This is a genomic window from Paenibacillus taihuensis, from assembly GCF_003386535.1.
Classification (GTDB): Bacteria; Bacillota; Bacilli; order Paenibacillales; family Paenibacillaceae; genus Paenibacillus_Z; species Paenibacillus_Z taihuensis.
Genome location: NZ_QTTN01000029.1, coordinates 22,362 through 35,269, shown reverse-complemented (window position 1 = coordinate 35,269; position 12,908 = coordinate 22,362). Strand labels below are relative to the sequence as shown.

General features: G+C 52.8%; 10 protein-coding genes. 5 read left to right on the top strand and 5 right to left on the bottom strand.

Translation table 11 applies throughout. The features are described 5' to 3' along the window. Positions 1–10: 10 nt before the first annotated feature. From A8990_RS21265 to A8990_RS21255, 3 genes are all read right to left on the bottom strand, one after another. Complete coding sequence (locus A8990_RS21265; protein WP_116191065.1) at positions 11–2,713, bottom strand: UxaA family hydrolase; 2,703 nt, start codon at positions 2,711–2,713, stop codon at positions 11–13. Between the two features lie 206 nt (positions 2,714–2,919). Beyond that, positions 2,920–3,183, bottom strand: a complete 264-nt coding sequence (locus A8990_RS21260; protein ID WP_116191064.1) for a hypothetical protein — start codon at positions 3,181–3,183, stop codon at positions 2,920–2,922. Between the two features lie 127 nt (positions 3,184–3,310). Continuing rightward, a complete protein-coding gene (locus A8990_RS21255) occupies positions 3,311–4,144 on the bottom strand; it encodes a sugar phosphate isomerase/epimerase family protein (protein WP_116191063.1) in 834 nt (277 codons plus the stop codon). A 138-nt stretch (positions 4,145–4,282) separates the two neighbouring features. On the opposite strand from A8990_RS21255, the gene A8990_RS21250 reads away from it, so the two are divergent. After that, entirely contained in the window at positions 4,283–4,861 is a 579-nt protein-coding gene (locus A8990_RS21250) for a DUF1349 domain-containing protein (protein ID WP_116191062.1), read from the top strand. 97 nt (positions 4,862–4,958) lie between these two features. On the opposite strand, the gene A8990_RS21245 is transcribed toward A8990_RS21250, so the two are convergent. After that, positions 4,959–5,273 carry a hypothetical protein gene (locus A8990_RS21245; RefSeq protein WP_116191061.1) on the bottom strand — a complete coding sequence of 105 codons (315 nt, stop codon included), beginning with the start codon at positions 5,271–5,273 and terminating at the stop codon, positions 4,959–4,961. 6 nt (positions 5,274–5,279) lie between these two features. Next, a complete protein-coding gene (locus A8990_RS21240) occupies positions 5,280–6,185 on the bottom strand; it encodes an AraC family transcriptional regulator (protein ID WP_116191060.1) in 906 nt (301 codons plus the stop codon). Between the two features lie 141 nt (positions 6,186–6,326). On the opposite strand from A8990_RS21240, the gene A8990_RS21235 reads away from it, so the two are divergent. The 4 genes from A8990_RS21235 (at position 6,327) to A8990_RS21220 (ending at position 12,839) form a co-directional block, all read left to right on the top strand. Next, positions 6,327–9,002: a GH116 family glycosyl-hydrolase gene (locus A8990_RS21235; protein WP_116191059.1), complete on the top strand. Its 2,676-nt coding sequence runs from the start codon at positions 6,327–6,329 to the stop codon at positions 9,000–9,002. Positions 9,003–9,160: 158 nt separating this feature from the next. Continuing rightward, positions 9,161–10,639 carry a spore germination protein gene (locus A8990_RS21230; protein ID WP_181909698.1) on the top strand — a complete coding sequence of 493 codons (1,479 nt, stop codon included), beginning with the start codon at positions 9,161–9,163 and terminating at the stop codon, positions 10,637–10,639. Beyond that, entirely contained in the window at positions 10,636–11,733 is a 1,098-nt protein-coding gene (locus A8990_RS21225; protein WP_181909697.1) for a GerAB/ArcD/ProY family transporter, read from the top strand. The genes A8990_RS21230 and A8990_RS21225 overlap by 4 nt, the downstream gene beginning before the upstream one ends. Beyond that, the gene (locus tag A8990_RS21220) at positions 11,730–12,839 is read left to right on the top strand and encodes a Ger(x)C family spore germination protein (RefSeq protein WP_116191056.1); all 1,110 of its coding nucleotides are present in this window, start codon (positions 11,730–11,732) and stop codon (positions 12,837–12,839) included. Before A8990_RS21225 ends, A8990_RS21220 begins: the two co-directional genes overlap by 4 nt. Positions 12,840–12,908: the final 69 nt, after the last annotated feature.

The following is a 12,908-nucleotide window of genomic DNA, read 5'->3' as shown; positions in this document are numbered from 1 at the left end:
AATGGCTAAGTTACAGAGAGACGCCCAGAAAGCCTCGCGTCAATTGGAAATCGGTATTGCCTTGCTGATAGAGACGTGGCGCATAAGTATGTTCCAATACTTGTTTGCTGAGCTCTAGAATTTGATTTGTCCATAAAGCCGGGCTGCCCGAGAGCACCAAATCGACATCTTGCTCATGTTTCTGCAGCAAAGCCTGCTCCGAAGTAATCTGCAGCATCGGAACGAACGGATGCGTCTGCATCGGACGATTGCCGATCAGCGCGATCACGATTTCAACACCAGTGGCTGCAAGTCCCGTAATCGTCTCCACCCAATGGGTTGTTGGTGTCTCCATAACATGGAATCCATTATGCTGAACATGTTCCCCATAGGCTATGGAAGGCTGAACTTGAGGCGTCGTAAACAGATGTTCGCTGAATGCCGCCGCAGCAAGCAACCCGCTATTCTCTGGAACGACGACCAAACCTCCTGCACCGACAATCATCTTGGTCAGCGCTGCCAGCTGCTCGCCGGCATCGTCGCTAATGGCACCGTCGCTCACGATTCCGATTCGCAGTCCTTCAAGTCCGACTGTCACTTTCTCCGCAGGCGCTGCTGCGGCCAATCGTTCGGCGAACCAAGCTTCAACCTTCTCGCTCACCTTGGCAATTCCGCCGTCAAGCTGGATGCTGGCATACCCGAGCCGGCTCGCATCAACGCCGTTCACTTCCATCTGATGGCGCATATAATCGTTGTGCGTTTTCTCGCAGCCATGCTCAAGCAGCAAACAATGCTCGACCATCGGGTGCGTGATGTAGCCGATCATCGTGCGGGCAAAGAGCGATTCGGCTGGTCCCCCCGAGGTACCGCAGCCCTCTGTGTGCGCCAATGAGACAAAACCCGATAGACCGGACTCCCCTGTTCCTTGCCCGTTCAGCCGCTGTGTAATCATGCCCGCTACCTGTCCGGCGCAAAGGCTCGTCGGTACGATCAAGCCGATATTGTCACTGGACTGCCGATCCCGATGGCGAGTCAAAGTAAATTGGATCGGCTTAGCCGTCGAACCCGTATCATCTTGAATTTCAATTGGTACGCGCGAAGGCGCAGGAGCATTCAGCAGCGTTTGCAGCTGGCTTGCATCGCTCTGCTGCCAGTTACGCCAAATTTGCACCTGGGCATGGCCAGCTTTCTCGCCAACACTACGCTGACCGGAGGCGATCTGAATCGCGAGTTCGAATACCTCTTCCCCCAGCTCATCCATCGACTTGCCTTCTAGATATTGCCCTGCGTTCACGTCCATATCGTTCGACAGCAATTGAAAACGGCGAGTGGTCGTGACCACCTTAACAGTCGGCACATAAGGGAAATTCGTTATCGATCCGTTACCTGTTGTAAAGAAGATCATGTTGCAGCCTGCGGCTACCTGTCCGGCGATGCTCTCCAGGTCATTTCCGGGGCTATCCATGAAATAGTAGCCGCCATCCTTCATAAGCTCCCCGTACTCGGTTGCAAAATCGATCCGCGTTGCAGGGTCTTTCTTCATTGCGGCGCCAATGGATTTGAGATAGATGTTGTACAAGCCGCGATACATGTTGCCGCCGGAAGGATTACCTTCCGCGCTGGTGCCATGCCATGACGTGCGCTCCTTGAATCGATCCACAAGCTCCAGGAAATTGCGCGCGGTTTCCACATTTCGCACTTTCGACAGAACATAAGGCTCCGCGCCAATCAGCTCATCGGTTTCGGCCAGGCTAGCTGCACCGCCGTAGCGCACCAGTTCTTCCGAAACCCAGCCGAGCAGCGGATTCGCGGAGACGCCGGAGAATGCGTCCGAACCACCGCACTGCAAGCCGATCCGCAAGTGGCTGATCGATTCAGGCGTACGCTGCATCGCATTGACCGTCGGCAGCCACCCCCGTACCAACGCTTCACCTTTAACCAGTTCCTCTTCGAACGTTCCTGTAAGCGATACGAACTTATGCAGCACATCATCAATCCGGTAGCTATGCTCGCGTGCGTATTCTTCCACCATCTTGTTCGTGACCGATTCATTGCCGTAATCAACGAGTAAAACTGCACCAACATTCGGATTGACCATAAAACCGGCGAGCGTACGCAGCAGCAATTCTTCGTTATTCAGCGTCGAAGTACCGCCCTCCGTATGAGCAGCGGGAACAATCCCGTCGATATTCGAATAGTTCTTGCATTCGTCTTGAAGACGACCGGCAAGCTTCTTCACATAGCTGCCCGTGTGCGAGGTGGTGCCAAGCAGGACAATGTAGTTCCGCGTACCAACCCCGCGATCTTCATGGCGGCGATACCCCATAAAGGTGCGCGTCTCCGTATAGGCTGGCGATGCCGGAGCCGGTTGGAAGTTCTCCTCATCCAGAATATAAGGATGAACTTGATCCGCGAAATTAGGCACAGGCGGCAGCGCGAATGCCAGCTTACGCACGCTGAGCGCTTGCAGAACGGTTTCGTTAATGACATAGTGGCCGGGATCGATCGGCTGAAGTGCCACGCCGAAAGGCAACTGCCACGACAGCAGCTCTTCGCCGGGCGCGATCGCTTTTACCGCAAACCGATGGCCTTCCATAACGGTGTAATCCAAAACAATGGATTGGTTCTCATACTGAATGACGGTACCCGCATTCAATTGGCGAATCGCAACAGCGCAGTTATCCCCTGGCAAAGGAAGTCTGGCTACTTCTTCAAATTGGTAAACGACGTCCATCGATAATCGACTCCCTTGACGTAAAATTCCCCTCGAAATCCATATGTTACTTTGTAGACGCTTTCAAGTTTGCACTAAACAAGATTATATCACGAGCGTCACGTTTAGGTTGTCTTTCATTTACATGAATAGAAAAATGGTAACAAGGGAGAAAAATGATAAAACTAAACCCCGACCTCACTCGGTCGGGGTTCTTCATGCTATGGCTAATTGAATCTCGGCCCTCGAATTCCAACGTAGCGTTCTCTCGCTACTAATTCCGGTCGAGAAGTATGAAAAAAGCAATATTCACGTTCTGGCTCTTGCCGATGCAGTTCGCTGTAGCGACGAAGAGCTTCAGTAGAATCAGCGCATTTATCGATGACAATAACTTCATCGATGTAGCGAAATCCCTCCACAGAATGGGCCTTCGTCGCCTCTAAGACAACCCACTCTTCTGGGAGCAATTCCTGGACTTCTTGCCAGCGCATTTCCTCCACCTCCATCGGCTTCAACAATATTATTTTAACACAATTCAAATCCCCTCGCCGATTTCCGATAGAACAATATCACTATATAGGGAGTGCGCACACACGAGATTGATCGGTCAATAGCGCCTCACTTCACCCGAACCCCTATCCCATTCGCCACCATGCGAATATGGTTTGCCGCGAGCCGATACTCCGCTTCGCTCTCCAGATGCTCCAGCATGAGCGGGATATCGCCATCCAGCTTCGCGAGCTGACGCAAATATTGCGCGTAATCAAGCTTGCCAAGACCCGGTCTCGTCTCATCTAGATGAACGGTCATCTGCTGGCTCATGATGATGTCCTTGGCGTGGCAGCTCCTTATGTAAGGTCCGAGCTTCGAGAAGCAATGCTCAATCAATGCGCCATTCCCGTAGTACAGCTGCGGGCTAGCAATCAGATTGACGGGATCGATATGTACGGCAAAAGCTCTCCGATCGATCGCTTCTATCAGTCTCAAATAGCTGTCGGCGGAGTCCGGATACATCCACGGCATCATTTCGAGCGTGTAGTATGTCCGCTGCGGCTGCACATGGTCAATGATCTCGCGCACCGTTTCGACGATGAGCTCGAATGTCTCTTCGGTCAAGTTCGCCGGATCATGCCCATCCCACTGCTCGCCGCGGGAACCGGCAATGTTCACGCAGCAGCGCGCTCCTGCCAGTTCCGCCGCCTCCAGCTTCTTCTTGCAGAAGCGGATTGCCCGATCCCTTGTCTCCGGATCGGCGCTGAGCGGATTGCTCCATGCGCCAACTTCTGCGATGAGCAGATCCGCCCGCGATGCGGCGCCCGCATAATCTTGAATCAGCGCGGCATCCTCGAAATCCGGCAAATAAGCCGCTGAATACTGCCGCTCCTCGTGCGCCTGCGCCCACTGCTCCGGGTCAAGCTTGCCTCCATGTAGAATAGGTCCGCCAAGTCTCATAGCCGATGCATCCTTTCGGTTTGATTTTTCACGAATCATCACGAATCTTATAGAGGAGTAAGCGCTTGCGAAGAGAATGACTACTACGACGACATCTATTGTGAGCACTCGAACAACCAAAGAGGGGGTATATGAACGATGAATGTATGGACAACCGCTAGTGCGCACGCATGTCGTTGGACTAACGAGCCTGCCAACTGGAGCTACACGGAGCAAGGCGGTCTTCATGTGGAAGCGCCAGCGAACTCGGATTACTACCAGGACCCTGCAGGCAAGCATATTGTAAGCTCCGCGCCATTCCTGCACTTTACAGCTGGAAGCAGCTTCGAGCTCACGACACGGTTAACTGTAGAGATGAAGCATAAATACGACTCTGGCTGTCTCATGCTGATGGCGGATGATCGGAACTGGGCGAAGTTGTGCTTTGAGTTTAACGGCCGGTACCCGACCATTGTATCTGTCGTCACGATCGATGGTGTGTCGGATGATTGCAATTCGGAGCGCGTGGAAGTAGAGAAGCCCTACTTGCGCATCGTGCGGCAAGGCAATTGCATCACGTTCTTCTACTCTGCGGATGGCGAGGTGTGGGAGCAAATTCGGTACTTCGGCATGAAGCTGCCGGACGAATGCCTGGCTGGTGTTGTTTCTCAGTCACCGCAAGGGACGGGCTGCACCGTTCAATATGAATCCCTAACGATTGGACAAATCAATCAATAACTATCTAGTTCCCCACTCAGAAGCTTTTTCCTCCCGTCAATAATGGAAAAAGGCTGACGGATTCTAACTGCCCCCGCCAGCCTTCCAAACCAACCAATTAGCCCTCTTCAATATCTGCCATTAGATCGCTCGCAACTTCCATCATCCGCGGAATGACCGCATCATTGCTCCCCGAAACGTAGATGTCGCCCCCGTAGTGACGGAACGGAATTTGCGCATTCTCATGTCTCCACATGAAGAAGTCCCCTGGAATCGTCATTGTCGTACCGTCTGCCCCAGATACCTTCAGCTCCGAAGCAAAGGTGAAATCCGGCTGCGTTTCAAAATAGGCCAAGCACATCTCTAATGTAATCGGCTGACGATCGCTCTCATGCTCTCGATATTCTTTTGTAATCCGATAACGCTTGCTCATGTTCTATTAACCCTCCGTTATGTTCTTGTTCTTATGCCCGCTTCCACCGCCAGCTTCCAGATGCCTCTTATAATACCCAGGATTCACGCCGGTCAGCTTCTTAAACGTCTTGGACAGATGATGCACATCCGTGAACCCGCAATACTCGCTTACCTTCTGCATCGACATCCCTTCCCGCAGCAATCCCTCGGCATGCTCGATGCGCAGCTTCATTAAGTACTGATAAGGCGTCATGTCGAAATACTGCTTGAACAGCACGTTAAAACGCGACACCGACAGCCCCGCCCTTCTCGCCATATCCTCCACCGTAATAGGGTCCGCGATATGGAAGGCGAAGTACGATGTGATCCAATTCAAGAACGGACGCGGAGACCGCAAGCCCCGCTCCTGATTCATGAACGTCTTGAACACGATCGTGATCCATTCGTGCGCGAGCTGATTAGCTTCCATCATTCCGAGATAGGTTTGCAGCTCCCAGCTATCGATCATCTTCAGCGTTAGATCTCGCAGCGTATGATGATGCTCCGTCTCGAGCTTGAACGGTATGCGGCATACATCGCTCGCATGCAGCCTCGGCTGCATATAGTCCGGATAAGCCGATAGATCAACTTGTCCCGGTCGTGTGACGAAACTGCTTTCCCGCTGCGGATTATAGAAGAAATCCAGATGGACATACGGATTAATCGTATTCGTAATCCCGCGGATCGTATGAACGTCGCCTGGTTGCAGCAGGCAGAGCTCACCCTCCCTGACGGTATGCAGCTGGCTGCCGATCTGAATTTCGAACGTCCCTTCCTGCACGTAGAAGATAATATAGTCGAGCAGGCTTCTCTCGCCTAGCAGAAACGGCTGCCGAATCGCATAGCCCGCATTGCGGATATATGGGGCGATGACATGATCCGTAAGCTTCATCAGGGCAGTCACCTCGTTATAATTCCAGTTGTTTTGTACATAGAAAAAACAGCTTCTATACAAAGGAATCCATGTCCGAATCGATTATGATCAAGACATCATCTGAATCAGTATACCACGATATGAAGCGAGGTTGGACTAGTGAATCACGTATATACAGGGGCAAAATCAAGAGAAATCAGCTTCCCGCTCGGCGGCATCGGCAGCGGAAGCATCGGGCTCGCAGGCAATGGCAGGCTCATCGAGTGGGAGATCTTCAACCGTCCGAACAAGAAGAGCTATAACGGTTTTAGCCACTTTGCAATCAAAGCAGAGCGTGATGGCCGCGTACTCGATGCGCGCGTGCTGAACGGCGACATGCAAGGGCCTTACGTCGGCGAGCCGATTCGCGGCGGCGCTTTGCACACTGGATATGGATTCGGACCGCAGAGCCAGACGATGGCGGGCATGCCGCATTTCCAGAAGACCGAATTCCGCGGCGAGTTCCCGCTTGCGCAGATGACATTCGCGGATCAGGCTTTCCCCGGACACGTCCAGCTTACCGCGTTCAATCCGTTCATTCCGCTGCAAGAGGATGACTCCAGCATCCCTGCGGCATTCTTCGAATGGGAAATCGAGAACACGGACAGCGCGCCGATCACCTACACGATCTGTCTATCGGCAGGCAATCCGAAGGCAACTCGGCAAGTAACGCACGAATATCGGGAAGTGCCGAATGAAAGCGGCAACCCAAGGAGCGGTAATCCAAGTCAAGGCCTGCATACGCTCATGCTGAGCTCGCAGCAATATACGCCCGATCACGCCGACTATGGAGATATTACAATCGCGACGAACGCCGCGGATTGCAGCTATCAGCAGTTCTGGTACCGCGGCGGCTGGTGCGACAACCTCGAGATGTTCTGGCATGATTTCACCCAGCCTGGTCCACTGAAGAACAGGGAGTACCCGGCCGATGCACCGAGGCCGGACCGTCACGAAGATACCGCATCACTAACCGCTCACCTATCGCTTGCAGCTGGCGAGAAGAAGAAGGTCCGCTTCCTCATCAGCTGGAGCTTCCCGAACGTGGTCAACTATTGGAACCCTGCTCAGACCGGGGCGAACAGCTGGAAGAACTACTACGCCTTACTCTTCCAGGATTCACGCGAAAGCGCGACGTTCGCCTTCAACAACTGGGATCGACTCTACGCCGATACGCTCAAGTTCAAAGAAGCGCTGTTCGCCTCGACACTGCCGCCTGTCGTACTGGATGCCGTGTCTGCGAACATGTCCGTCCTGAAGACGGCAACCAGTCTTCGTCTGACCGACGGTTCCTTCTACGGCTTCGAGGGAACCATCGCCGATACCGGCTGCTGCGAAGGCTCCTGCACGCATGTGTGGAACTACGCATACGCATTGCCATTCCTGTTCCCGCGTCTCGAGCGGAGCATGCGGGAGCTCGATTTCACGCATAACAAACGCGAAGACGGTCGGATGTCCTTCCGTCTTATGCTCCCTGTTGGCCGCGAGCGAAGCAACTATCGCGCTTGCGCAGACGGTCAATTCGGCGGCGTCATCAAAGCATACCGCGATTGGAAAATATCCGGCGACTCCGACTGGCTCCGCTCCATTTGGCCGGCTGTGAAGCAATCGATCACCTATGCTTGGGCGGATACGAATGAGGATCGTTGGGATCCGATGAAGAGAGGCGTCCTCGAAGGCAGGCAGCATCATACCTTGGACGTAGAGCTGTACGGGCCGAATTCCTGGATGACCGGCTTTTACTTAGCCGCATTGAAAGCCGGCGCCGAGATGGCTGCTTACCTGGATGAACAGGAAACCGCCGCAGAATGGCTCCGTATCTTCGAGTCCGGCAAACAGTGGGCCGATACGCATCTGTTCAACGGCGAGTACTACATCCAGCGGTTCGATATTAAGGATCGGTCGGTACTTGAGCAATTCGACGAGGAGACCGTCTGCTACTATTGGAATGCCGAGCTTGGCGAGATGAAATACCAGATCGGCGAAGGCTGCGTGATCGATCAGGTCGTTGCGCAGTGGCATGCGAATCTGTGCGGACTCGGCGAGATTTTCGATCAAACGCAGACACGCAAGGCGCTGCAATCCTTGTATCGCCACAACTTCAAAGCAAGCATGCGGCAGGAATCGAATACGTGGAGATTGTACTCGCTTAACGATGAAGGCGGGCTCGTCATCTGCACATGGCCTGAAGGCGCAAGCAAGCCGGCCATTCCGCTCACCTACAACTCCGAGACGATGACAGGCTTCGAGTATCAGGCGGCATCGCACATGATTCAGGAGGGCTTCTTAGAGGAAGGACTTCGCATCGTAGAGGCCATTCGCGACCGCTATGACGGAGAGAAACGCAATCCGTGGAACGAAATTGAATGCGGCAGCAATTACGCCCGGTCGATGGCAAGCTACTCGCTGCTCCAAGCGTTCAGCGGTTTCGAATATGATATGGTTCAAGGCATGATTGGTTTTCATCCACAACATTCGCATCATAACGTCGGACCCGTCGAAAGCTCCGAAAGCGTTGAAGGCTCCGAAGGCAGCGAGCTATTCCGCACTTTCTGGTCGCTCGACAAGGCATGGGGTACTTATGAAGCGGATGCCGAAGGAGCGCGCCTGCATGTACTCGGCGGCAAACTGCCGCTCACACGGTTCAAGCTTCCAGCCCAGCAAGCCGCTGTTGTCAAACAGGTGCAATGGAATGGCATCACAACCGAGTTCAGGATAGCCCGTGATAGTAACACGGTTCTGCTAGTACAGCCCGTCACGATTGAAGCTGAGCAATCCCTTCATATTTCGTTCTAATTCAAGAAGGAGCACTCCCGCCGGCAATCTGCCGGCATGGCGAGCGGCTCCTTTTTTCCATATGCGGTTCATAATTCCAGCCCCGCCCGGTAACAATAGAGGAAATGATTGCTATCGGTGGTGAATCGCGCATGTTCAACGTCAAGAGGAAAAGCCATATGCCAAAGCAAGCTGCAATTCCCGCTGTGCAGCTGAAGCCTACCGATCTCGAACAGCAAATTGTCCAAATCCAGCAGTACATGTCGCATACAGAGGATCTCAAGGTTCAGAAGCTGTCCTTGCATGGGCATCTTTATGCCGTCATGCACATCGAAGCGCTTGCGATGCTGGAAACGATTCAAACCAATGTCATTGAGCCGCTCGTAACGGCAAATGAAGGACATCTGGGCCAGGTACTGCACTCAGCAGAAGCGAAGCAGTCGAGCAATTTGGTGCACATTGGGCAATACCTGCTTGATGGCTATTGTCTCATCATCAAGGAGCATGAAGCTGCAGCCATGCTGCTGCCGGCAGCTCAAGTTCATGGAAGGTCGATCCAAGAGCCCAAGGACGAGCAAGTCGTTAAAGGTTCTCATGACGGGTTTATCGAGGGCATTAATACGAATCTCTATCTGCTTCGCAACCGCCTGAAAAACCCCGATTTAACCGTGAAGTACTTTAGGCTCGGCAGTTTGACGAATACGAGGGTTGCGATGGTCTTTATGGCGCACATTGCTGATCCGAAGCTCGTCGCAGAGTGCGAGAAGCGACTGAACGCTATTGATCTAGAATATCTGAATTCCGTCGGCAACCTCGACGAGATGCTGGAGGAGCATCCGCTCTCCCCGTTTCCGCAGACGCTTAAGACGGAAAGGCCGGACCGCGCGGCATCGTATTTGCTCGAGGGTAAAATCGCTCTCATGGTGGATGGCACTCCCAGCGTGCTTATCTTGCCCATCACGTTCTTCTCGTTCTACCAGTCGCCGGACGATTACAACAGCCGCTGGATTACAGGTTCCTTCTTCCGTGTCATCCGGCTGATCAGCTTTATCTTGGCGATATGCTTGCCTGCCATCTATATCGCGACCGTCTCTTACCATTCCGAGGTGCTGCCGATCGGTATCTTATATTCGGTCAAAGTATCGCTGACCTACGTTCCGCTGCCGCCGATACTAGAAGCGTTCGTGATGCAGACCATATTGGAGCTGCTGAAGGAAGCGGCAATTCGGCTTCCTGCACCGATCGCACAGACGATCGGCATCGTTGGCGGCTTGGTCATCGGCACAGCGGTCGTCGAAGCCAAGTTGGTATCCCACACGATGATCGTCGTCATCGGTCTCACTGCGATCGCCTCCTTCGTGACGCCAATCAACGAGTTCGGCACAAGCCTAAGGATACTCGGGTTTCCGATGATGCTTGCCGCAGCCTGCTTCGGATTCTTCGGCATCGCCATCATACTCATGCTGATCTTTATTCACTTGTGCAAGCTTGAGACGCTGGGGATCCCGTATTTTGCCCCTTTTGGTCCATTCCATGGAAAAGAGAACTTCAAGGACGTATTCCTGAGGCTGCCGCTATGGATGACCAATAAATCATCGCAAAGCCCGAGTTACGGGCTGGTTAAGCAGACTTTGTTCGGAAGGTGGAAGCGCCCTTGAATGCGACGGCGAACGCATCGATTACGAAAACGCAGCTATTCTTCCTCATCGTCAAAACCCAGATCGGCATCGGCCTTTTGTCCTTGCCATCCGATATCCAACATTCTGCGAAGGGCGACTCCTGGCTCTCGGTTCTGCTCGCAGGAGCTGTCATCCAGCTCTTGCTGCTCATTTATTGGCGGCTGCTTAAGAAATTCCAAGGCGCCAACCTGAGCCAAATTATCGTCAGCCTGCTCGGTCGTTACGCAGGAAAAGCGCTGAACCTGATTTATTACGTCTTCTTCATTCTTATCGCGGCCTATGCGAGCACCTTGTACGTGCAGCTTATTCGTACGTGGATGCTGGCGCTCACTCCGGGCTGGATGCTCTTCCTTCTCATTATCGGGACGAGTCTCTATTTGGCCTGTGATAATTTGCGCGTCATCGCCAGATTTTTCGTTCTCGCCTCCATGCTGTTTATCGTGCTCGTTCTGATCAGCTTTCTAACTTTCTCGCATGAGACGCATCTGGCCTATGTATTGCCACTCGGACAGTCCGGCATAAGTCCGATTCTGGAAGGCAGCGAACGAACCTTCTTCTCCATGCTCGGATTTGAAGTGAGCCTCTATTTCGTCGCACAAGTACAAGGAGAACGTTCAGGCGGCATTGGGGTAATGTCGCTTAGCAATGTGTTCGTGACGATCTTCTATACCTATTTCGTCTTTATTTGCCAAATCGGACTGAGTCCGGGAGCGCTTACTCAAGTCAATGAACCGGTGCTGTATATTCTGAAAGGGTTGTCCTACCAACTCTTCGACCGGATTGATCTGATCTTCTTGACAATTTGGATCATCCCGATGACGGCCACGCTCGTTTGTTATCTGGCTATTGCCGGCAAAAGCTTAACCGTGAAACAGCCATCTTACCGTAAACTCGTCGTATTCAGCGCGATAACCGTATTTGCGTGCGGTTGGATTCTATCCGCGCAAGAAAACTTGGACGTGTTCAGCAAATGGCTGGAATACAGCTATTTGATTATGATCGCGGCGGTACCGCTGCTGTTATTGCTGACTTCGTTTCTCGTGAAGCCGAATAAAAAGGTTGAAGCCACATGATCCTGCGAAAAATTGCGACAGTTATGAACGGGTTGCTCATCGGCCTCACGCTAAGCGCCTGTTGGGACAGTCAACTGCTAACGAACAAGAAGATCGTCAACGGAATTAGCTTCGATGCCGGCAAAGACAGTCAACTGGAAGGTTCGGTTCGAACTATTGTATTGGAGAGCAAAGGCGGCGGGCAATTTGATGTGAAAGATGAGTTCAAGAAGGCAGCAGGCGCTTCATCCACTATCGTTGCTTCGAAAATCGACAACATGCTGCCCGGTACCGTCGAGATCAGCAAAACCCACATTATCATTATCGGGGAAGAACTGGCGAAGAAAGGCATCCTCGCTCCGCTCGAGCCTATTTTTCGCAGCCCTAAAGGATTCCTGGAAGCGCATCTTCTCATCAGCAAAGGAAAAGCGTCCGAGATATTAGGCTTCAAGAGAATCGAAAACAACCCTATCGCATTCGGCATCAAACAAATTCTCGAGGGTGCGCACCGCGGAACATTGGTCATGGATCCGACACTCTATTCCGTATGGAGCGGCGTTTATGATCCTGGAAGCGATCTGGTTCTGCCTTTGATTCGAAAAGCAACCAATTCCTCGCTCGCAATCGACGGAATCGCGCTTATGCAAGGCAGTCGCTATTCCGGCGTCTCCGTGTCAGGCGAAGAATCGACGATCCTGCTGCTTATGAGAGGAACGCTTGGAAAGATTGCCACCCTCAATTTCCCGGCTGAGCACGGCGTCATCTCGTTCCAAGTCCGTAAATTAATCCGGAAAATGTCACTCACGATCGATAAGGGCACGTCCGCCATCGAGTGCACCGTAAAGGTCGAGCTCTTCGGATCCATAGTAAGCGATTCAGGCGAACTAGGCAGCGTCATCGACAAGGCTCAGCTGGGCAAAAAATTATCCGCGAGCGCTAATGCGCAAGCGGCGGGGGTCATCCGGCAGATGCAGCAGGCAGACTGCGACGCCTTGGGGATCGGCAGACTGCTAAGCGTACAGCAGCCCGGCTTGTGGAAGAAGATGAATTGGGAAAACGAATACAAGGACATCACGATCAAACCCGATTTTCATATCCACATCCGAAGCACGGGTCTCTTAAACTGATGAAAAAAAGCGATCATCAGGCTGACATGTCAGCAGTGATCGCTTTTTGTATTCGCTCTTCTATTGCGG